This is a genomic window from Paenibacillus sp. FSL K6-4396, assembly GCF_038002525.1.
GTDB lineage: Bacteria > Bacillota > Bacilli > Paenibacillales > Paenibacillaceae > Paenibacillus > Paenibacillus amylolyticus_B.
The window spans coordinates 2,488,517-2,510,744 of record NZ_JBBOCR010000001.1 but is presented as its reverse complement, the minus strand read 5'-3'; the positions used below and the strand labels follow the sequence as shown (position 1 = coordinate 2,510,744).

General features: G+C 45.8%; 20 protein-coding genes. All 20 read right to left on the bottom strand.

Annotation, left to right across the window (positions count from 1 at the left end; translation table 11 throughout):
- Positions 1–9 precede the first annotated feature (9 nt).
- On the bottom strand, positions 10–933 hold the full coding sequence (gene truB, locus MHB85_RS11400; RefSeq protein WP_192132312.1) for a tRNA pseudouridine(55) synthase TruB: 924 nt from the start codon (positions 931–933) through the stop codon (positions 10–12).
- Complete coding sequence (locus MHB85_RS11395) at positions 927–1,904, bottom strand: DHH family phosphoesterase (protein ID WP_192132314.1); 978 nt, start codon at positions 1,902–1,904, stop codon at positions 927–929. The genes truB and MHB85_RS11395 overlap by 7 nt, the downstream gene beginning before the upstream one ends.
- 19 nt (positions 1,905–1,923) lie before the next feature.
- Positions 1,924–2,283: a 30S ribosome-binding factor RbfA gene (gene rbfA / locus MHB85_RS11390; protein ID WP_017689140.1), complete on the bottom strand. Its 360-nt coding sequence runs from the start codon at positions 2,281–2,283 to the stop codon at positions 1,924–1,926.
- Positions 2,284–2,308: 25 nt separating this feature from the next.
- A complete protein-coding gene (gene infB, locus MHB85_RS11385) occupies positions 2,309–4,894 on the bottom strand; it encodes a translation initiation factor IF-2 (RefSeq protein WP_192132316.1) in 2,586 nt (861 codons plus the stop codon).
- Positions 4,887–5,216 carry a L7Ae/L30e/S12e/Gadd45 family ribosomal protein gene (locus MHB85_RS11380; RefSeq protein ID WP_017689142.1) on the bottom strand — a complete coding sequence of 110 codons (330 nt, stop codon included), beginning with the start codon at positions 5,214–5,216 and terminating at the stop codon, positions 4,887–4,889. Before MHB85_RS11380 ends, infB begins: the two co-directional genes overlap by 8 nt.
- Positions 5,209–5,514: an RNase P modulator RnpM gene (gene rnpM, locus MHB85_RS11375; protein ID WP_017689143.1), complete on the bottom strand. Its 306-nt coding sequence runs from the start codon at positions 5,512–5,514 to the stop codon at positions 5,209–5,211. Before rnpM ends, MHB85_RS11380 begins: the two co-directional genes overlap by 8 nt.
- Positions 5,515–5,539: 25 nt before the next feature.
- Entirely contained in the window at positions 5,540–6,637 is a 1,098-nt protein-coding gene (nusA, locus tag MHB85_RS11370; RefSeq protein ID WP_062833827.1) for a transcription termination factor NusA, read from the bottom strand.
- A 123-nt stretch (positions 6,638–6,760) separates the two neighbouring features.
- A complete protein-coding gene (rimP, locus tag MHB85_RS11365) occupies positions 6,761–7,222 on the bottom strand; it encodes a ribosome maturation factor RimP (protein WP_091017262.1) in 462 nt (153 codons plus the stop codon).
- Between the two features lie 256 nt (positions 7,223–7,478).
- On the bottom strand, positions 7,479–11,798 hold the full coding sequence (locus tag MHB85_RS11360) for a PolC-type DNA polymerase III (RefSeq protein WP_192132318.1): 4,320 nt from the start codon (positions 11,796–11,798) through the stop codon (positions 7,479–7,481).
- Positions 11,799–11,949: 151 nt separating this feature from the next.
- Positions 11,950–13,404 (bottom strand): proline--tRNA ligase, encoded by a 1,455-nt coding sequence (proS, locus tag MHB85_RS11355; protein WP_091017266.1) that lies wholly within the window; start codon positions 13,402–13,404, stop codon positions 11,950–11,952.
- Positions 13,405–13,466: 62 nt separating this feature from the next.
- Positions 13,467–14,738, bottom strand: a complete 1,272-nt coding sequence (rseP, locus tag MHB85_RS11350; RefSeq protein ID WP_091017268.1) for an RIP metalloprotease RseP — start codon at positions 14,736–14,738, stop codon at positions 13,467–13,469.
- Between the two features lie 113 nt (positions 14,739–14,851).
- Positions 14,852–15,991 carry a 1-deoxy-D-xylulose-5-phosphate reductoisomerase gene (locus MHB85_RS11345; protein WP_105598216.1) on the bottom strand — a complete coding sequence of 380 codons (1,140 nt, stop codon included), beginning with the start codon at positions 15,989–15,991 and terminating at the stop codon, positions 14,852–14,854.
- Between the two features lie 70 nt (positions 15,992–16,061).
- Complete coding sequence (locus MHB85_RS11340) at positions 16,062–16,856, bottom strand: phosphatidate cytidylyltransferase (protein WP_047842497.1); 795 nt, start codon at positions 16,854–16,856, stop codon at positions 16,062–16,064.
- Positions 16,857–16,872: 16 nt separating this feature from the next.
- Positions 16,873–17,640: an isoprenyl transferase gene (locus MHB85_RS11335; protein WP_192132320.1), complete on the bottom strand. Its 768-nt coding sequence runs from the start codon at positions 17,638–17,640 to the stop codon at positions 16,873–16,875.
- An 89-nt stretch (positions 17,641–17,729) separates the two neighbouring features.
- On the bottom strand, positions 17,730–18,284 hold the full coding sequence (gene frr, locus MHB85_RS11330) for a ribosome recycling factor (protein WP_017689152.1): 555 nt from the start codon (positions 18,282–18,284) through the stop codon (positions 17,730–17,732).
- On the bottom strand, positions 18,284–19,012 hold the full coding sequence (gene pyrH / locus MHB85_RS11325) for a UMP kinase (protein ID WP_017689153.1): 729 nt from the start codon (positions 19,010–19,012) through the stop codon (positions 18,284–18,286). The genes frr and pyrH overlap by 1 nt, the downstream gene beginning before the upstream one ends.
- A gap of 232 nt (positions 19,013–19,244) precedes the next feature.
- Positions 19,245–19,895, bottom strand: a complete 651-nt coding sequence (gene tsf, locus MHB85_RS11320; RefSeq protein WP_036609326.1) for a translation elongation factor Ts — start codon at positions 19,893–19,895, stop codon at positions 19,245–19,247.
- A gap of 115 nt (positions 19,896–20,010) precedes the next feature.
- Positions 20,011–20,709, bottom strand: coding sequence for a 30S ribosomal protein S2 (rpsB, locus tag MHB85_RS11315; protein WP_047842496.1), 699 nt, complete (start codon positions 20,707–20,709; stop codon positions 20,011–20,013).
- Between the two features lie 294 nt (positions 20,710–21,003).
- Entirely contained in the window at positions 21,004–21,630 is a 627-nt protein-coding gene (locus MHB85_RS11310; protein WP_192132322.1) for an endolytic transglycosylase MltG, read from the bottom strand.
- Positions 21,631–21,633: 3 nt separating this feature from the next.
- A complete protein-coding gene (locus MHB85_RS11305) occupies positions 21,634–22,218 on the bottom strand; it encodes a hypothetical protein (RefSeq protein WP_192132325.1) in 585 nt (194 codons plus the stop codon).
- Positions 22,219–22,228: the final 10 nt, after the last annotated feature.

The window sequence follows — 22,228 nt, the reverse complement described above, 5'->3', positions numbered from 1 at the left end:
GAAACCTCTTTATTCCGGCAAAAAGACTTTAACTGCCCTTACCGTTGGTTTTAGTTCATCCCGTTCAAATATCCCCAGAAACGTACCATCCTGAGCATACAACCGCAGCAAACCAGGTTGCTCTACAGGCGGTTCCAAAAGACGTGCAGACAGTTTCTGACCTTGAAGTGCTCCTTTGGCCTGTTCATCTCCAACCTTGTGGGCCGGAATCGAAGCAATAGCCTCGTCAACAGGAATCAGCGCCTCCGCCAAAGTTCCCTCAGCCATAAGTTGTTCCACTTCTTCAATACGAAGACAATGATCTGCTGAGATACCTGCAGATATCGTACGCTCCAGTTGAACCATGGTGGATGGATATCCGAGTTGCCGCCCAATGTCTACACACAATGTCCGAATATAAGTACCTTTTGAACATAAGGCCCGGAAGGATATATCGGTGGTCTCACCCTGAGTCTCAATTCCAGTAAGTTCGAGCTCATAGATTGTGACCTCACGGCTCTTACGCTCTACCGTCTTACCTTCACGAGCAAGCTCATAAAGACGTTTGCCATCTACCTTTACCGCAGAATACATAGGTGGTACCTGTGAGATCGTGCCCAGAAACTGCTCAAGCACCTGTTGAACCTGTTCCTGTGTTACTTCCACAGTCGTTTCAGCCCGCTCAATGACTTCCCCTGTCATATCCTCTGTGTCAGTAGACAGTCCCAATCTCAGCGTAGCCAGATATTCTTTCGGAAGCTCCTGCATGTACTCCACCACACGTGTCGCCCGTCCAAGACAGAGCGGCAGAACACCTGTAACTTGTGGGTCCAGTGTGCCTGTGTGCCCAATGCGCTTCATTTTGAGAATGCGACGCATTTTGGCTACAACATCATGAGAAGTAAATCCCGCCGGTTTATATACCGGAAGTACACCTTCAAATGGCTTTACCATTGCGAATTCACCTGCTTCAGTACTTTTGGGATAATATCATCAAGTCTGCCTTCCAGACGACATCCGGCTGCGAGCACATGCCCGCCTCCGCCAAAGGTCTGTGCTAGTGCAGCAACATCAATCTTACCAGCTGAACGCAAAGAAACCTTGACTGCATTCTCGTTGATGACTTTGAAAAAGATACCAACTTCCACGCCCTGAATGTTGCGCGGATAGTTCACTACCCCTTCAAGATCTTCATTAGCTGCTCCACAAGCCACCATATCATCTGGTGTAATAACAACCCAGGCTATCTTTCCATCATCTGTCATCTGCAGGCTTGATAGTGCCTGATTCAAAATCCGAACTTGCGGAAGAGTCACCTGCTCCAACAAGGTCTGGGCGAGATAGGGACCATCCACGCCATGTTCAAGCAGTCTGGAGGCCGTTGTCATTACATTTGGGCTGGTGTTGGCATAGCGGAATCCACCTGTATCCGTAAGCAATCCTGTATAAACTGCCGTCGCAACATCTTTATCCCATGTTACTTGGAACAGGTTAAGAAAATCGAACAAGATTTCAGCCGTTGCAGCAGCATCTGACTTAATGATGTTAACTGTACCATAAGCATCATTTGTAGGGTGATGATCAATATTCAAGATAACAGCATCGTCTTCGAAATAATGACGTGTCAAACCTACTCTGGCAAAGTCTGCACAATCCACACAGATAACAGCTTTATATTTTCGCTGCGGTGGTTGTTCGGTCATGTTCACAATGTTGCCTGCTTCCCACAAAAATTGCATGCGATGCGGGATTTCACCTTCATTAATCATCGTGAATGTCTTACCCAGACATGACAGCAGCCAGCCCACCGTTACTGTCGAGCTGACTGCGTCACCGTCCGGCTGTACATGCGACACGACCAGGTAATCATCATGCTCCAGCAGAAATTGCTTTCCGGCCTGGAGCGCCTGTTCATAAGTGTGCATTGCCGTCTCCTCTATTCTGTTACTGGGATTCGTTCTTGTCGGAACCAATATCGCCAAGCAGCTTCTCAATTCGGCTGCCATAAGCGATGGATTCGTCAATCTTAAATATCAACTCGGGAACATGCCGGAACCGGATACGTTTGCCCAGCTCGGAACGCAAAAATCCATTTGCTTTTGCCAGAGCTTTGAGCGTGTTATCTTTTTGTTCCTGCTCACCGAAGACACTCAGATAAACTTTGGCTTGCGACAAGTCTCCTGTCACTTCGACTCCCGTTACCGTAATAAAGCCGATACGTGGATCTTTCAGTTCAGACTGGATGAGCAGACTTATTTCTTTCTTGATCTGCTCGCCCACTCTACCTGTACGAATCTTAGCCATCGTTGTTCACCTCATGCTTCCTTGCTTATCGTTGGACTGTCTCCATAATGAAAGCTTCGATAACGTCGCCTTCTTTGAGATCATTATATTTATCAAGTGTGATACCGCACTCGTAACCTTGTGCTACTTCTTTGGCATCATCTTTATAACGTTTCAGGGAATCCAGCTTACCTTCGTAAAGGACGATGCCATCACGAATCAGGCGTGCTTCCGCAGAACGCGTAATTTTACCCGAGGTAACCATACAACCAGCGATGGTACCCACTTTACTGATGGAGAACGTGCTACGAACTTCAGCATGACCGATAACTTTCTCTTTGTAGATCGGATCAAGCATACCTTTCATCGCTTGTTCAATTTCTTCGATAACACTGTAGATCACGCGATGCAGACGAATGTCTACTTGCTCTTGATCTGCAGTTGATTTCGCCTGGTTATCAGGACGAACGTTGAAACCGATCACGATAGCATTGGATGCTGCAGCTAAAATGATGTCGGATTCTGTGATTGCACCAGCGCCGCTATGAATAATTTTCACGCGTACACCTTCAACTTCGATCTTCGCAAGGGAACCTTTCAATGCTTCAACGGAACCTTGTACATCACCTTTGATGATTACGTTCAGATCTTTGATCTCGCCATCTTTGATGTGCTGGAACAGATCATCCAACGTCACACGAGTATGCGTACCCAGATCGGATTCACGTTGCGTGATCGAACGTTTGTCAGCGATGGAACGCGCTTTGCGCTCATCTTCAAACACCATGAATGGATCTCCCGCACCTGGAACTTCAGTCAGACCTGTGATTTCTACAGGTGTTGAAGGTCCAGCTTCTTTCAATTTTCGACCTTTGTCATTGACCATCGCACGAACACGACCGAAGCAGTTACCTGCAACGAAAGCATCGCCGACTTTCAATGTACCGTGCTGTACGAGGATACGTGCAACTGGGCCACGTCCTTTATCCAGTTCGGCTTCAATCACTGTACCACGGGCACGTTTGTCCGGGTTCGCTTTGTATTCGTTCACTTCTGCAACCAGCAGAATCATTTCAAGCAGACCTTCCAGACCCATTCTTTGTTTCGCTGACACGTTAACAAAGATGGTATCTCCGCCCCACTCTTCAGGAACGAGTTCATAGCTGGTTAATTCTTGTTTCACTTTGTCTGGATCAGCGCCCGGCTTGTCAATTTTATTGACAGCCACGATGATTGGTAGCCCTGCAGCTTTGGCATGGTTAATCGCCTCAATGGTCTGTGGCATAACACCGTCATCCGCAGCTACGACAATAATCGTCATATCCGTAACTTGTGCGCCACGTGCACGCATCGCTGTAAACGCTTCGTGACCCGGAGTATCCAGGAACGTGATCTTTTTGTTGTTAATTTCAACTTGATATGCACCGATATGTTGCGTGATTCCGCCTGCTTCGCCATCGGATACATTCGTGGAACGAATAGCATCCAGCAAAGTAGTTTTACCATGGTCAACGTGACCCATGATCGTAACTACTGGTGGACGAGCCTGCAAGTCAGCAGCATCATCATTCTCTTCCAGTGTTTCGAAACGGTCATCTTCAAGCACAATCTTCACTTCAACCTCAACACCGAATTCACCTGAAAGCAGAAGGATCGTTTCGATATCAAGTTCTTGGTTGATTGTTGCCATAACGCCCATAGCGATGAGCTTTTTGATAACTTCGGAAGCATCCTTATGGAGCAACTTCGCTGTTTCACCAACGGTCATATCACCACGAACGATGATTTTCTTAGGTGTGTTATCAATTTTCTCACGTTGTTGGTACTGTTGTTGATTTCTGTTGCGGTTATTCTTGCCACCACGGTTACCACGGAAGTTGCCGCCACGGTTGTCATCATAACGACGTCCACCGCCACCGCTGTTCGAACGGTTACCACTATTGTTGTTGTTGCCAGTAGTACCACCTGGGCCGCTTCTACGTTGGCCTTGTCCTTGGCTCTGACCTTGGCCACCGCTACGGTTGCCAGCAGTACCTGTATTACCACCGCTGTTAGGGCCTGAAGTTCTTACTTGACCGCCACCGCTGTTATTCGGACGTTGACCCGTTCCTTGCGGACGGGATGCAGTACTGCTTTGTCCACCTTGAGCTGGTCTTGGACGGTTAGTTGACTGTCCTCCTTGGCTTGAGCCTTGGGAAGAGTTCGTTCTGTTGCGGCTGTCTTGGCCGCTGGGTCTTTGGGTGCCATTGTTATTGTTGGAATTTGGTCTATTGTTCATACCTACCTGCTTTTCCTGTTGTATTTTTGTTTGTACGGGACTACCGGATGGGTTACTGCTCTTCGGCGTGTTCACTCCGCCGGCCGGCTGGTTGCTGTCCACTGGTTTGTCACTGCGCACTGCCGAAATAGCAACTGGTTTTGCATCGTTGCCTTGTTTCGAAGCAGCAGTGGATTTTATATCTTTAAAAAATTGTTCCACCTTACCGACTGAACCATTCTCCATGACACTCATATGATTGTTTACGGGAATTTCCAGCTTTTTAAGAATGGTTATAATTTCTTTACTACTCATATTAAGGGACTTCGCATATTCATAAACTCGCAATTTATCCTTGTTTTCCTGTTTACTCAATATACTCCACCTCCGACATTATACCGACTTGCTTGGAGATCATTTTTGCAAACCCTCGATCCGTTACTGCAAGAACAACACGCGTGTCTTTACCGATACTTGATCCCAGGCTATCCCGGTCAAATCCGATCAACAGAGGAACCTTATAAGTTCCGCATTTATCGCGAAATTTCTTTTGTGTATTGGCTGAGGCGTCACCCGCAACAATAACCATTTTAGCTTCGGAAGAACGGATCGCTTTAAGTACAATTTCTTCACCTGTTACAAGTTTACCTGCACGCATAGAGAGTCCCAAATAAGACAGCGTTTTAATATTAGTCATGTTCACGCTCCTGTGCTGCTTTGAATTCATCCTCAACCGCAATGAAGTCAGCTGCTAATTGCTCGTAAATTTCAGGTGAGACTTTGCCTTTTAACGCCCGATCCAAAGCCCGGTTTTTGAGTGCGAGCTTAAAACAGGACTCTTTGCCGCATAAATAGGCACCACGTCCGGATTTTTTGCCAGTCAAATCGATCAGCACTTCATCCTCTGGCGTTTTAACAATGCGAATCAGCTGCTTTTTGGGCATCATTTCTTGGCATGCCACACATTTGCGCAGCGGCACTTTTTTTGGTTTCATACGTCAGCGCCCCCCGTACTTTACTTTAGTCGACGGAGACGGAATCCTGATGCATTTCAGAAGAAGAATCTTTTTCTCTGCCGAATTCCTGTTCCGCCTGGCTCTCGCTCTTAATGTCGATTTTCCAGCCGGTTAATTTGGCTGCTAATCTGGCATTTTGGCCTTTGATACCAATTGCGAGCGACAGTTGATAGTCCGGAACGATAACCCGAGCCATCTTTTCTTCCTCAAATACATGAACTTCCAATACTTTGGAAGGACTCAGTGCATTAGCAACATATTCGTCTACCTGATCGGAGAAACGAACGATGTCGATTTTTTCACCGCGCAGCTCACCCACAATGGTCTGCACGCGCATTCCCTTAGGACCTACACAAGATCCAACTGGATCAACTTCCTCGTTGCGGGAATGAACGGCAATCTTGGAGCGGAACCCTGCTTCGCGAGCGACGGAGCGAATTTCAACTACACCGTCAAAGATCTCAGGCACTTCCAGTTCAAAGAGACGTTTCAAGAGGCCCGGATGGGTACGGGACAAAATGATTTGCGGCCCTTTTGTCGTATTCTCGACCTTGGTGATATACGCCTTAATACGGTCACCATGAACAAACTTCTCGTTCGGCATCAATTCGGTCAGCGGTAAAGCCGCTTCGATTTTGCCCAGATCGATGTAGATATTGCGCAAATCCTGACGCTGCACCACTCCCGTAACGATATCTTCTTCCTTATCTACGAAAGCGTTGTAGATCAGGCCGCGTTCGGCTTCACGAATCCGCTGGGTCACTACCTGTTTGGCAGTTTGTGCCGCGATACGTCCGAAATCACGCGGCGTAACTTCAATCTCCGCAATATCTTCCAGCTGGAAGTGTGGGTTGATTTCTCGTGCAGCAGGCAATGAAATTTCGGTACGTGAATCCAGGACTTCTTCCACGATCAATTTACGGGCATACACCCGAATAACTCCCGTATTACGGTTCATGTCAACACGCACATTCTGGGCCGTGTTGAAATTCCGCTTGTAGCTGGAAATTAGTGCAGCCTCGATCGCTTCAAACAGCACATCCTTGCTGATCCCTTTTTCCCGTTCCAATTCATTCATTGCTTCAATAAAATCCATACTCATGAATGTTGATCCCCCTTTCAAACATGGCATCTCATACGTAAAACGGCGAAAGGCTCTGAACTCATGAGCACCTTGCCGTTATCGTGAGATGTGTCTTTTTCATTAATAAAGTGAACAAGGCACTTAAAACAAAATAGCTAGGCGCGCACTGGCAACCTTATCATAAGAAATGGCATGCTGTTTTTTGCCTGCTTCGATCACGAGTTCCCCGTCATCAAAGGAAAGCAGCTTGCCTTCAAATTCCTTCAATCCGTTCACCGGCTCGTAGGTTGTAACAAAAACATTTTTGCCTACAGATTTGGTAACGTCCTCAGGTTTTTTCAGTGGACGCTCCGCACCGGGAGAAGACACTTCAAGGAAATAGATGGTTGGAATCGGATCGTTCTCATCCAGCTTGGCGCTCAGCTTTTCGCTGATCAAGACACAATCGTCGATGTCGATGCCACCCTCTTTGTCGACATACACCCGTAAAAACCAGTTGCTGCCTTCTTTGACGTATTCGATGTCAACCAGCTCGAAGCCTTGTTCGTTCAAGTAGGGTTGGATCATTTCTTCCACGGTAGATTTAATGTTCGTTGTGCTCAAAACCAATAACCTCCAACTTAGGTTACACCAGCAAAAAAGCACTGGCAGATTATTCAATACCCAAGATTCTTGTATACCAAAGACTAAAGAGTGGGTTTCCCCACTCTTTAGAAATTCGTACTATCTCGTTCACTTCAAAAATTATAACATAGTCTGGTAATAGTGACAAGTAAGCGATGCTTCAGGCAGTTTACTTACTAATGAAGGAAAAATTACGTTCCCCCAACAATCGCTAAGGTTAGATCCAAATTCAATCCTAGAAAAGGGAAAGCTGATTGCTCTCTGGCAAACCACGGAAACATCCCATATTCGACAGGAGTTCAACAATGGTCTTACTTGCTTTCGACTTCTGCTGGAAGTCCTCAACCGATAGAAACTCACCATGATCACGTGCTGCAGCAATATTGCGAGCAGCATTATCCCCGATTCCTGCCAACGCCGAAAATGGAGGGATTAGTGTTTTTCCGTCAACGATGAACTTTGTCGCTTCCGAACGGTATAAGTCAATGGATTTCAGCGAGAATCCGCGCGCTGCCATTTCCAGACCCATTTCCAGGACAGGTAACATGTTTTTCTCTTTTGGAGGTGCCTGGAAACCTAATTGCTCAATTTCCGTAATTTTGCGATAGATCGCGTCGTATCCCTGACACATGAGTTCGATATCAATCTCATCCGCCCGAACGGTAAAGTAAGTTGCGTAATATTCAATCGGATGATACAGCTTGAAGAATGCCGTACGTACTGCCGAAATAACATAAGCGGCCGCGTGAGCCTTCGGGAACATGTACTGGATTTTGAGACAAGAATCAATGTACCATTGAGGCACTTTACAATTTTTCATCTCGTCAATCCATTCCTGTGGTAGACCCCGTCCCTTACGAACACTCTCGGTAATCTTAAATGCCAGACTTGCGTCCATTCCCGTTTTATAAATCAGGAATAACATAATGTCATCCCGACAACCAATTACCGTCTTAATGTTACACGTTCCGTTCTTAATCAGATCCTGAGCATTTCCAAGCCATACCCCTGTACCATGGGACAATCCGGAAATCTGAAGTAAATCGGCAAAAGACGTCGGCTGGGATTCAACAAGCATCTGACGTACAAACTTCGTCCCCATCTCTGGCACGCCAAACGTCGCGACTGGCGACCTAATCTGTTCCGGTGTAACACCCAGAGCTTCGGTTGAGTTAAACATGCTCATGACTTTCGGATCATTCATCGGAATGGTTGTTGGATCGACACCTGTCAAATCCTGCAACATCCGCATCATCGTTGGGTCATCGTGCCCCAGAATATCAAGTTTCAGCAAGTTCTCTTCAAAAGCATGATAATCAAAGTGTGTCGTTTTCCACTCCGCATTAACGTCGTCAGCCGGAAACTGAACAGGTGTAACGTCTTCGACTTCGATATAATCAGGTACCACGACAATACCGCCAGGATGCTGTCCAGTACTCCGTTTCACCCCAGTACAGCCAGAGGCCAAACGATTCAATTCAGCTCCACGCCATTTCTTTTGATGCTGTTCCTCATACTTCTTGGCAAAACCAAATGCTGTTTTCTCAGCCACCGTACCAATGGTCCCCGCACGGAAAACACTTTTCTCACTAAATAGCACTTTCGTGTAGTTATGTGCGTGAGGTTGATAATCTCCAGAGAAGTTCAAGTCAATATCGGGAACTTTATCTCCTTTAAACCCAAGGAAGGTCTCAAACGGAATATCCTGGCCTTCTCCTTTAAGTGTGCCACCACAATCCGGACACTCTTTCTCTGGAAGGTCAAATCCACTCCGAACGCTGCCGTCCAGGAACCACTCGCTGTGTTTGCATTCTGAATTTACGCAAATATAATGAGCAGGTAGTGGATTAACCTCGGATATACCCAGGAATGTAGCAACAACAGAGGAGCCTACCGATCCCCGCGAACCTACGAGATAACCATCCTGATTCGATTTTTTAACCAAGCGCTCCGAAATCAGATAGTTGGCAGAAAAACCGTATTTAATAATTGGAATGAGCTCTTTCTCTAGTCGTGCCACGATTACTTCTGGTAATTCCTCGCCATAGATGGACTTGGCAGTGTTATAGCAGGTATTACGGATTTCTTCGTCCGCACCTTCCAGAATCGGAGTAAACAGTTTGTCCGGGAATAACTTAATTTCCTCAAATCGATCAGATAACTCTACCGTATTTGTAACAACGACTTCGTAAGCTTTATCTTGGCCCAGAAACTGGAACTCTTCCAGCATTTCCTCCGTCGTTCTAAAATGTGCATCCGGTTTACGTTGATCTTTGAGTGGACTAAAACCTGTAATTCCGTGAATGGTGATATCCCGATATAACTTGTCACGTGGTTCCAAATAGTGCACGTTACCTGTAGCTATGACCGGTTTATTAAGTTTCGCACCTATATCAATGACTTTACGGATCGCTGTTTTGATTTCTTCGGGTGTAGATACCAACCCTTTATCCACCAAATGCATATACATCGTAAGTGGTTGAATCTCCAGTATGTCATAGAACTCAGCGATCTCTTCCGCTTCTTCGAGCGATTTGTTAAGCACCGCTTCGAAAAACTCCCCTTTTTCACAGCCCGATATAATAACAAGACCTTCACGCAAATTTATCAGTTTTGATTTGGGAATGCACGGTACCCGCTTGAAATGCTCCGTATGAGAGAGAGATACCAGCTTATATAGATTTTTCTTACCGACATCATTCAATGCATAGATGCCACAATGGAAAGGTCTTGTATTCGACAAGTCGACACCTACATAATCGTTCAAGCGATCAAGTCTCGTTAATCCTTTCATCTGAGCAGCATCATTTAATAATCCGATCAGTATACCCGCGAGTGCAACCGTATCATCAATGGCACGGTGATGACTTTCGAGTCCAACCTTATATTTATCAGCCATCGTATTCAGACGGTGGTTCTTGTTTTTTGGAAATAACAATCTCGCCAGTTCCAATGTGTCAAGGACCGGGTTAGGAAGCTCTGGCAATCCAATTTGCTTCAGAGAAGCCTGGATAAAGCCCATGTCAAAGCGTGCATTATGCGCAACAAGCACACCATCACCAGCAAACTGCACAAAATCACGGATAACAGGCTCCAGCTCAGGTGCGTCTTTTACCATGTCATCATTAATATTGGTCAACTGCTGAATGTTGTAGGGAATGCGTTCATGCGGATTCACAAACGTTGCAAACCGGTCGATTTCTTTACCGTCTTGCATCTTCACGGCTGCAATCTCAATGATTTTGTTCTGTGTTACCGACAAACCTGTGGTCTCGATATCAAATACGATGTATGTCGCTGTTTGGAGATCCAATGGCTGAGGAGCCATTACAACGGCAACAGAGTCATTCACGACATTGGCCTCAAGGCCGTAGATCATCTTAATCCCGTTTTTCTTAGCAGCCTTGGAAGCCTCGGGATATACCTGCACCCCACCATGATCAGTGACAGCAATCGCCTTATGTCCCCACTCGGCTGCCATTTTCACGTATTTGTCGATTGAAGTTACAGCATCCATCGTACTCATTGTAGAGTGCAAATGGAACTCCACCCGTTTCTCTGGTGCATTATCTTTGCGAGACGGCGGTGCTTTAACTTCAATCAAATCCGAAGGAATCATGGCGAGCTCAGGAATTTGCATAAACCGGTCATACTCTACACGACCACGCACTTTTACCCATTTACCGTTAGCCAACAAACTGAGAATTTTAACATCCTCTTTTGTTTTGGCAAACATCTTCATTTGCATGGAATCCGTGAAGTCGGTCAGGTAGAAGGTAAACAACGTATTTCCGTTTCGCAATTCTTTTCGATCCAGTCCAAACACTGAACCTTGAAGCGTGACCTTTTTCTCTTCATCCTGGATTTCCTGCATGGGTACTGCTGGCTCCTTGATGTCATAACCCATTTGCAAACGCAGATCACCCTGCTCCTCATCCACCGGGATTTCTGTGTCCACTTCACTCATCATCTTCTCGATGACCTCAAGTTCTTCTACACGTTTTTGGGCCTGGAACTGTTCCATGGCCTCTTTATTGCTTCCCACTTCACCCACTTGCATCTTGATGCGAAGAGGTAGATGAAAGTATTTTTCATAGAATTTTGTAATAGCTTGATCAATCTGTTTCTTACGAGCCAATTCCATCGACGTAGCATCACTCATTGTCAGTTGTAGAAGATCCTCTTCACATTCAAAGGTTGTCCGGTTCATCCAACCATTTACAGATGGAATCTCACGGGTAACCCACTCCAGAAACAAATTCCAATATTCACTGACGATATCACCATTTTGTACTTGGTCCGTGTATTTGAAGCCAAATGAAATTTTGGCGATATGATTCATCTTCTCTTGAATATGCAGGCAAAATGTGCGATAGATTGGAGCGGGTACCAACGTATCCTTTGCAATCAGAATATTCCATTCCCGATTACTTCGATTGGTCTCTACTTGTTCAATCCATCCATCCAAAAAATAGGGCTCTAACAGACCAGCCGGAAGCTCTGCCTGTTTCATCAACAACTCAAACCGTTTTCTCTTCTCCTCGAATCCGCTCATCGTGTTCCTCCTTGTACCCCCTTAAAGCATGAAAAGCCCCTGCATTCAAAAATGTCACCGATCCGAACTCGCACCGACTCATTTTATCCGACAGAAGCTCTCATTCATTACTCAACTGGTGAAAAAGTGCTCTTCGTCAGGTTATCCTGACTTAATACGCTCTTGCAAACACAACCGTGTGTTCAGCCTTTTCACCACAAGCCAGGCACGTATGCTTTTCTTCCGCAGGCTGGAACGGAATGTTCCGGCTTGTTGCACCAGTGACTTCTCTTACTTTATCTTCGCAAGCTTCTGAACCGCACCATCCAGCCAGTGTAAACCCGCGTTTATTTTCCATCAGTTCTTTCATCTCATCGAGTGTATCCACGGAGTAGAAGTTATCCGACATAAATGTGCGAGCACGCTCTAACATATCTACCTGGATCTGTGTCAGCATAGCCTGGATCTCTTCTACCAGGTTTGCTTGTTCTACCACTTTCTTCTCACCTGTGATGCGTGATACGAGTACACAAACGCCATTTTCCATATCACGTGGACCAATCTCCAGACGAATCGGAACACCGCGCATCTCGTATTCATTGAACTTCCAACCTGGGCGAACATCGCTGCGATCATCCATTTTCACACGGACTCCAGCTTTTTTCAACTCAGTGAACAACTCATCTGCACGCCCAACAACAGCATCACGCGTTTTCGGAGGTCCAATTGGAATCATGACCACTTGTGTCGGTGCTACCTTAGGAGGAAGTACGAGACCACGGTCATCTCCGTGAACCATAATTAATGCACCGATCAAACGTGTGCTTACTCCCCATGAAGTGGTGTAAGCCAGCTCGAGCACATTATTCCGGCTAAGATACTGGATTTCAAATGCTTTTGCAAAGTTCGTCCCCATGTAGTGAGATGTACCTGCTTGTACTGCACGTCCATCCTTCATCATGGCTTCAATCGAGTACGTATCCACCGCACCCGCAAACTTCTCGGACTTGGTTTTCTGACCTACAATTACAGGAATAGCCAAGTATTCCTCAACCACTTCACGATAAATCTCTAGCATTTTCATCGTTTCTTCACGTGCTTCTTCTTCCGTCTCATGCGCTGTATGACCTTCCTGCCACAGGAACTCACTTGTGCGAAGGAAAGGCAACGTTCTTTTTTCCCAACGAACTACGTTAGCCCACTGGTTGATCAGTACCGGAAGATCCCGATAAGACTGAATCCACTTGGAATACATGTGACCAATAATCGTTTCGGATGTAGGACGGATTGCCAGACGTTCTTCCAGTTTCTCTCCGCCAGCTTCCGTAACCCATGGTAATTCAGGGTTAAAACCTTCCACGTGCTCTTTTTCCTTTTGAAAGAAGCTCTCAGGAATGAACATCGGGAAGTATGCGTTGCGATGACCCGTTTCCCGGAAACGACGATCCAACTCATCCTTAATATGTTCCCAGATTTCAAAACCGTCTGGTTTGAACACAATACAACCGCGTACGGGTGCATAGTCCATGAGATCAGCTTTTTTGATAACATCAATGTACCAGCGTGAGAAATCCTCACCCTGTGGTGTGATTTCAGTCACGAACTGTTTATCATTTTCCTTTGACATAAGACTCCAGCGTCCTCCCATAACGACTATCTCTGAATGTTCAGAGCGTAGTCCAACCGTAATTATCCGTTAATTAAACGTAATATATCATTGTAAGTTACTGCCAGCATCAACACAAACAACATCGCAAATCCGATGAAATGCACCATGCCTTCGCGATTGGGATCAACAGGTCTGCCGCGCAGCGCTTCAATTCCCAAAAATACCAGACGGCTGCCGTCCAGTGCAGGTATTGGTAGCAGGTTAAAAATCCCAAGGTACAGACTCAGAATTGCTGCCCATCTCGTTAACTGTTCAATCCCTTGTTTAGCAATTTGCCCTGTCACTTCAAATGTACGAACTGGGCCACCAATATCATCCATGTTGAACTGATTGATCAAATGTTTAAAACCTTCAAATATTATTTTGGTTGTATCAACCATGGCCACGCCTGAAACTTTAAATGTCTCTACAAATCCAACAGATCGGGTTGGTAACGTAGGTACGATTCCCACTTTACCGCCCTCTTGTCCTTCTACAGCGCGTGGAGTAATCGTTATATTAAACGTATCCGAACCCCGGCGCAGCGTCCATTCCATCGGCTTGTCTTTGGAATCGGCAATCATGGACACCATTTTTTGTGAATCCGTACCAATTGCAGTACCATTGATGGTTTCGATAATATCGCCCTTTTGCAGGTTCGCCTGATCAGCTGCCCCACCTTCAAGCACTTCACCAATTTCAAGATTCTTCGGGTTTTCCACCGGAACTCCTGCCATCTGCGCATATACAGCAAACAGCACAAAGGCCAAGATAAAGTTCATGAGTGGGCCCGCAAAAATAGCTAATGCACGCTGTCCAACGGTTTTGCTGCCGAATTGACGATCTTTCGGTGCAATCTGCGTTTGTTTACCACGACTTACCAACATCGCTTGGGGATGTATACGATACTCCTGAATCTCTCCATCTACATCGAGTTGAAGCTTCAACGCTCTCTCCATATCAATGGAGATGACTTCACCACGTATTACATTTTTACGGTTATCCAGCTGGTCCAGATAGATCATCTTCACCTGGTCATCCGCTGATCTTACCGCAATGGTCTGTCCTTCCTGGATCTCTACCAGTTCCGGATCTTCCCCTGCCATCCGTGCATATCCACCAAAAGGCAACAAACGCAATGTAAACTGGGTCTCGTTTCTTTTATATGAGAACAATTTGGGACCAAAACCGATCGCAAACTCCCGTACAAGAATACCGGCGCGTTTGGCAAAATAATAATGCCCCCATTCATGAACCGTCACGATGACAAAGAACATGAGCACCGTTAGAAATACCACTTGTATGGTTTCCAATCCCTATCCATCCTCCTTCACGGCACATACCGCAGTCTGTCCCTCTAGATTATCATTATTCTCTGATGCCGCACAAGAGAATCACTTCTTCCAATTTGTTATGAAAAAAGAGATTACAGACTGGCCGCAAGCTTACGGCTCTCCTGATCACAACGTGCGATCTCCTGCAGATCAGGCTCGTCCACATTGTGGTGTGCTTCCAGCACAGAAGCAATAATATCTTCTATTTTAAGGAATGAAATCTCTTTACGCAAGAAACGGGCTACAGCAACCTCGTTGGCTGCATTAAACGCCGTTGTTGCGGTTCCTCCCATTTTACCACACTCATACGCCATTCTTAAACACGGGAACCGTTCCATATCCATCTCACGGAAATGTAATTTCCCAGCTTGAGCAAGAGACAGACGCTGTGCCGGTGATGGCAAGCGGTCAGGGTAAGTCAGTGCATATTGAATTGGAACTCGCATATCCGGATTCCCCAGTTGTGCGATGATGCTTGTGTCATCAAATTCCACATATGAATGAATAACACTCTCCGGGTGAAGCAATACATTAATCTGATCATATCGAAGACCAAATAACCAATGTGCTTCAATGACCTCAAGTCCCTTGTTAACCATCGTTGCCGAGTCTATCGTGATTTTGGAGCCCATTGACCAATTCGGATGTTTAAGCGCATCCTCTATAGTCACGTTCTTCAACTGTTCACGGGTAAGATCACGGAATGATCCACCTGAAGCGGTGAGCGTGATGCCTGTCAGGCGTTCTCTGTTTTCACCATTTAAGCATTGGAAAATGGCAGAGTGCTCACTATCAACGGGCAGTAAAGAGACTCCTTTGGCAGCCGCTCTTGTCGTAACGATATGCCCGGCTGTAATCAATGTCTCCTTGTTGGCCAGTCCGATCTGTTTGCCTGCGTCTATGGCAGCAAGCGTTGACTCCAATCCGACACTGCCCACCACCGCTGTAACAACCGTATGTGCATCGGTTCCTGCCGCAACTTCTACGAGTCCTTCGTTGCCATAAAATAGTTGCGTTCCTGCTGGCAAATGTGGAGCTACCTTCTCCGCCAGTTCTTTGGACCCCACCGATACCTTCTTCGGCCGGTAACGTTTGGTTTGTTCGATCAGCAGGTCTGTATTGCCTCCGGCAGCCAGTCCCTCCACTTGAAAGAGTTCTGGATGCATGTCAACTACATCCAGTGTCTGGGTTCCAATGGAACCGGTTGACCCGAGAATCGCAATTTTTTTCATGCTGCACCTCATCTTTAATTATCCAATGCCTACGGCGAACAATGCTGTTATCTCAGACTCATGTTCTTCTTTAGTAGGGCAGTAGCATTAGTATATGTACGAATGGAAAAACAACAATCCAGCTGTCGCACCGATCAAGAATGCCTCCATGCCCAGGGAGAAGACTGCCTGAATCCTTGATATTATATACACGTTTGTATGCAGACTGGATCAAGTCACCCATTTGACCTACAACTGCACAGGCAATTCCGATTACAATCGCTCTCTGCCAGGAAAGCAAACCATCTGATACTAATGCAAAAATGACAGAAGTAACAATTGCAATTACGATGCCACCCAGTGCGCCCTCTATAGTCTTGTTTGGACTGATGGAAGGCCACAGTTTGTTTTTACCAATGAGTTTCCCTACAAAATAAGCTCCTGCATCACTGGCCCATATGGAACCCAGCAACAGGAACGTCCAGAACAACCCATGAAGCAGATGTCTGGATTCTGCAATGTAATAGAAACCGATCCCTATATACAACACGCCGAGGAAAAGCATGGCCACTGTATTCACGGGAACCTTATTTTTAGTAACAACCGAAGCTGTCATCAGTACAAGCATTACTATCCAGATGACCTGAAATAAGGATAGCGGTCTTGCCTCCCACAGCATTTCCCAAGGAAACACAATGGCAAAAACACCAGCATATCCAATCAGGGCCACACCTGAAAAAGGCATCACCCCGGTCATTTTAACAAATTCATAATAACCGATGAGAGCCATAAGCAATACCAAACCATGGTACCAGGGTCCGCCCAGCATGCAAAAACCTAAAAACAACACACCTGCTATGATTCCTGTCGTTAATCGCTGTTTCAACGGCTTCATCCTCCATCTATTTCAAACCGCCGTAACGCCTTGTTCTGCGCTGATATTCGGCTACTGCTTCAAGCAAATGCTTTTTGCCAAATTCGGGCCAGTATATATCCGTAAACCATAATTCACTATATGCAAGCTGCCAAAGCATAAAGTTGCTTAATCTCAACTCTCCGCTCGTCCGGATCAGCAGATCCGGATCAGGCATGTCAACCGTCAGCATATTTTTATCAATGAGTTCAGGTGTTATGTCCTCTGCCGATAGTTCCCCCGACTTCACCTGCAGAGCGATCTGTTTAACACAGTCCGTCATTTCACGACGACTTCCATAGTTCATTGCAAAGTTCAAAACGAGACCTGTATTATGTTCCGTAAGACGAATGGCTTCCCGCAAGGCATTGATGGTATGAGAAGGTAAATGTTCCTCTTGCCCCATCATGCGAATGCGCACATTTTTTTCTATAAGTTCATCCAGCTCTATAGCCAGAAATTCTTGCGGAAGTCGCATCAGAAAATCCACTTCTTCTTTTGGACGCGTCCAGTTTTCTGTCGAAAAAGCGTACATCGTCAGATATTTGATGCCCAGTTCATCCGCCGCGATGGTCGCACGTTTGACCGCCTTCATGCCATTTTGGTGCCCGGCTATACGCGGGAGTCCCAAACGTTTGGCCCATCGTCCATTGCCGTCCATGATGATGGCGACGTGCTGCGGGATATTGTCCTCGGATATAGTCAGCGTTTCCTGCTTGTCAGCCCCATTCCACCACGACCGAACCCGTTTGATCATTCCTGTTCCTCCAAAATCCCTGAAGTTTCTTTATCTGAAGCTTGGAAAAAGAGACAAAACCCCACCGTATTGGAGGGGCTGCGCTTGTCTTACACTTCCATAATTTCTTTTTCTTTGGCAGCGAGTACCTTATCGACTTCAGCAATAAACTTGTCGGTCGATTTTTGGATATCGTCCTGATGTCTCCGGGATTCATCCTCGGAAATATCTGACTTTTCCATTTTCTTGATGTCATCATTCGCATCACGGCGAATGTTACGAATCGCTACTTTACCTTCTTCACCGAACTTCTTGGTCAGCTTAACAAGTTCCGCTCTTCGTTCTTCCGTCAATGCCGGAATAGACAAACGGATCATGCTGCCATCATTGGCTGGAGTAAGACCCAGATCCGATTTCATGATGGCACGCTCGATGTCACCCATGGAGGATTTGTCCCAAGGCTGAATCATCAGTGTACGGGAATCCGGAGTACTGATATTAGCGAGTTGATTCAATGGCGTCATTGCTCCATAATACTCTACCTGAATTCGGTCCAGAAGAGCTGGAGTTGCGCGGCCTGCACGCAAAGTAGCCAGGTCACGACGCAATGCTTGAATTGCCTTTTCCATACGCTCTTCGGCATGTTGTTTAACCGCTTGTGGCATTAATCTACACTCCCTTTAACGATTGTTCCGATGCGTTCGCCCAGAACAACACGTTTGATGTTACCTTGTTCAGTAATGGCAAATACGATCAACGGGATGTTGTTGTCCTTACAAAGCGAGGATGCCGTCGAATCCATTACACCAAGGTCTTTGTTAAGAATATCCATGTAAGTCAACTGATCAAATTTCACAGCTGTACTGTCCTTAAACGGATCTGCTGAGTATACACCATCAACTTTATTTTTGGCCATCAAGATAACTTCTGCTTCAATCTCCGCTGCGCGCAGTGCTGCTGTTGTATCCGTGGAAAAGAACGGGTTACCTGTACCTGCTGCAAAAATAACGACCCGGCCTTTCTCCAGATGGCGAATAGCTCTACGACGAATATAAGGCTCTGCAATCTGTTGCATTGCAATAGATGTCTGTACACGCGTAGGCACTTCAATCTGTTCCAAAGCATCCTGCAGTGCCAGCGAATTCATTACTGTCGCCAGCATACCCATATAATCGGCAGTTGCACGATCAATGCCGTTTTCACTACCGGCAATTCCACGCCAGATGTTTCCGCCGCCACATACAATAGCAACCTGTACACCAAGTGCAACAACCTCTTTTACCTGTTGGGCAATCGACGAGATCGTATCTGCATCAATACCGTAGCCGTTTTGACCGGAAAGAGATTCTCCGCTGACCTTTAAGACAACACGTTTAAATACTGGCTGTTCCAATTATTCACCCTCCACTTTGAATCGAACACGCTTGGTGTTCAACCAACAAAACTTCTCGCGCATGGCCTCCTGCTTAAAAAGAAAGGAACACAGTTGTGTTCCGCTCTTTTAGGAAAAACGTTTAACCGGTAAGGCATTGTTTTCCTGAGATATAAGGGAGTTTACGCTTCGAAGTTTCATCATTCTTATATCTTCGAAAATCAATTCTGCTCGCCGGTTTATAGAAACCGTCTTATTTGTTTACTTGGGACATTACTTCTTCTACGAAGTTGTCTACTTTTTTCTCTAGACCTTCACCCAGTTCGTAACGAACGAAACGACGGATGGAGATGTTTTCACCAATTTGGCTGATTTTTTCGTTCAGCAATTGAGAGATCGTTTTGTCTGGATCTTTAACGAAAGTTTGTTCCAGCAGGCAGTACTCTTCGTAGTATTTACCGATACGGCCTTCAACCATTTTTTCAATGATTTTTTCTGGTTTGCCTTCGTTAAGAGCTTGAGCTTTCAGGATTTCTTTTTCTTTTTCCAGCTCATCTGCAGGAACTTCTTCGCGTGTAACGAATTTAGGATTAGCTGCAGCAATTTGCATAGCTACATCTTTAACGAAATCCTTAAATTGATCCGTTTTACCAACGAAGTCTGTTTCACAGTTAACTTCAACCAAGACACCAATACGTCCACCAGCGTGGATGTAAGATTCAACAACGCCTTCAGTTGCTGCACGGCCTGCTTTGCTTGCTGCTGCAGAAAGACCTTTCTCACGCAACAATTCAGCTGCTTTTGTTACATCACCGTTTGCTTCTTCCAGTGCTTTTTTGCAATCGAGCATACCAGCGCCCGTTCTTTCGCGAAGTTCTTTTACTGCACTCGCATTAACTGCCATTATAAATTCCCTCCAACATTAAGTATTGTACGTACACTCTAAAAAAAGGGCAGTGAGAGGTTATCCACCTGCCAACCACCCTTTTCATTTAGTTTATAACATATGTTCGAATCTATTAAGCGGAAGTTTCTTCGCCTTGGTTAGCTTCGATTACAGCATCAGCCATTTTACCTGTCAGCAATTTAACAGCGCGGATCGCGTCGTCATTACCTGGGATAACATAATCGATCTCATCCGGATCGCAGTTAGTATCAACGATACCAACAATTGGGATACCCAATTTGCGAGCTTCCGCAACAGCGATGCGCTCTTTGCGTGGATCGATGATGAACAGGGCGCTTGGCAGGCCTTTCATATTTTTAATACCGCCCAAGAATTTCTCCAGACGATCTTTTTCTTTGCGAAGCAAGATAACTTCTTTTTTAGGCAATACAGCGAATGTACCGTCTTCTTCCCAAGCTTCCAACTGTTTCAAACGATCAATACGTTTTTGAATAGTTTGGAAGTTAGTCAGGGTACCGCCAAGCCAGCGTTGGTTAATGTAAAATTGACCAGCACGTTCAGCTTCTTCTTTAACGGAATCTTGAGCTTGTTTCTTAGTACCCACGAAAAGAATTGTACCATTCTCTCCTGCGATTCCTTTAACGAAGTTGTAAGCCTCTTCGACTTTTTTCACCGTCTTTTGCAAGTCGATGATATAAATTCCGTTTCTTTCAGTGAAGATATAACGATCCATTTTTGGGTTCCAACGACGAGTTTGGTGACCGAAGTGTACCCCAGCTTCGAGAAGCTGCTTCATGGAGATTACTGCCATCTTCACACACCTCCTAATATGGTTTTTATTGTGTCCTCCGCCGGCATCATTTTTCGCCAAGACTCTCCATAAGGAAAGCACCCTCAACAAAATTAGCACATGCGTGTGTTTTAACACCGTTATCTAATATAGCATAACTGACTGTCCGATGCAACAGTCTTTGAAGCTAAAATCTACTTTTCATTTTTTGCTAGTATCGAATCATTTAAACTTGATATGTAACTCAGAGCTAATTATTATCAAGCTTTGAAAATGTACCGTTTAATACGCAAAAACCGTCCTGTCCGAGCATGCTCAGTTTGACGGTTCTTTCGTAATTTTTGCGATAATGGATTTGAAACTTTCCCCTTTTTCAAGCGCATAGGTACCCACCTGGATTTTGGTATTGATTCGCTCAGCCTTGCCAGCCTTTATGAATGCTTGAGCATCATCTACGATTCCCGCGGTTTTTAGGTTTGCTGCAACGATCGCAAGGCTATTGCCTGAACGTACTTTGAATGATACTGTTGCGCCTTTCGGATTGCTCGGCGTTACAGGTTCTGTTGTCTTCGGCTCAGTTATCTCTTTCTGCCCTTCACCTTCACTTGCAGTAGGCTCTTGTGGCTTCTCAGGCTCTGCAGGTGTTTCCGTAGAGGTTACTGTCTCAGGTGGTGTTGCTGTTTCCCCTTGCAACTCACTGCTTTCCTGCTTTTTCTTCTCTATCCACTCAGCTTCTGTGTACAAATCCTCTTCAGAACCGACCACCTTCATATCCAGGCTTTTCGCCGCTGTTTCAAGCTGTTCTTTGGTCATATTGGCAGTCTGCTCAGGGGCCAGATTACTATCCGATAATGCATTTTGTCCGACTGTGGCCAGTTGAAGCAAAACTGCACCAATAATCATGCCGCTCCCCAGACCAATCCATAAGGATCGCTTGTCCATGACTTAGCTTTCCTCCCGTTCTGCCAATTGAAGTATTAACTGTACCTCACCACGCTGAATGCCTGTCTGCTTGGATATGGCATCCATCGATTTACCCTCAGCATGTAAATTAAAGAGTTCTGGGTATCTATCTTTAATCGATTCACGCTCAGGCAAAGTTTCAACCTTGCTGATCTGTAGGTCTGCTTCTAACGCCTGCTGGGCCGCCTCTGCTTGTACACTTTTCACGAGCGCTTGAGCTTGCAAACCTTCGGAGGCTTGCACAGGTACATTACCTGAGTGTGGCACAGTTGATGCGACAGGTTCGTTCTTTTTGCTCTGTTCCAGCTGATCCAACCGCTGCTGTAATTCCTGAAGTTGCAATTGCATACGTTGATCTGCTGCTGTCGCTTCTCCCTTCATTTCAGCCACACGTTGAATAAGAGCATCATTATCATTTTCGATCTCGGTCATGTAATGTTCAAGCGTAGATTCCATCTCCTGCACCAATTGATGCCCGGGCTCTTGCGCCTTGTTTTTCCGAGGCATAATATAAGCGTAGGCGATGGCGCAGCCCCCTAATATGACAATAATGATCCATGGTGACAAATTGGGTTCT

Coding starts and splice junctions, on each gene's coding strand:
- tsf (WP_036609326.1), bottom strand. CDS start 19,895: ATGGCAGTTAATGCGAGTGCAGTAAAAGAACTTCGCGAAAGAACGGGC.
- MHB85_RS11335 (WP_192132320.1), bottom strand. CDS start 17,640: ATGATCAAACGGGTTCGGTCGTGGTGGAATGGGGCTGACAAGCAGGAA.
- MHB85_RS11380 (WP_017689142.1), bottom strand. CDS start 5,216: ATGACTAATATTAAAACGCTGTCTTATTTGGGACTCTCTATGCGTGCA.
- nusA (WP_062833827.1), bottom strand. CDS start 6,637: ATGAGTATGGATTTTATTGAAGCAATGAATGAATTGGAACGGGAAAAA.
- proS (WP_091017266.1), bottom strand. CDS start 13,404: ATGTCAAAGGAAAATGATAAACAGTTCGTGACTGAAATCACACCACAG.
- rpsB (WP_047842496.1), bottom strand. CDS start 20,709: ATGGCAGTAATCTCCATGAAGCAGCTTCTCGAAGCTGGGGTACACTTC.
- rbfA (WP_017689140.1), bottom strand. CDS start 2,283: ATGGCTAAGATTCGTACAGGTAGAGTGGGCGAGCAGATCAAGAAAGAA.
- rnpM (WP_017689143.1), bottom strand. CDS start 5,514: ATGAAACCAAAAAAAGTGCCGCTGCGCAAATGTGTGGCATGCCAAGAA.
- MHB85_RS11395 (WP_192132314.1), bottom strand. CDS start 1,904: ATGCACACTTATGAACAGGCGCTCCAGGCCGGAAAGCAATTTCTGCTG.
- frr (WP_017689152.1), bottom strand. CDS start 18,284: ATGCCACAAGCGGTTAAACAACATGCCGAAGAGCGTATGGAAAAGGCA.
- MHB85_RS11345 (WP_105598216.1), bottom strand. CDS start 15,991: ATGAAAAAAATTGCGATTCTCGGGTCAACCGGTTCCATTGGAACCCAG.
- truB (WP_192132312.1), bottom strand. CDS start 933: ATGGTAAAGCCATTTGAAGGTGTACTTCCGGTATATAAACCGGCGGGA.
- MHB85_RS11360 (WP_192132318.1), bottom strand. CDS start 11,798: ATGAGCGGATTCGAGGAGAAGAGAAAACGGTTTGAGTTGTTGATGAAA.
- MHB85_RS11310 (WP_192132322.1), bottom strand. CDS start 21,630: ATGGACAAGCGATCCTTATGGATTGGTCTGGGGAGCGGCATGATTATT.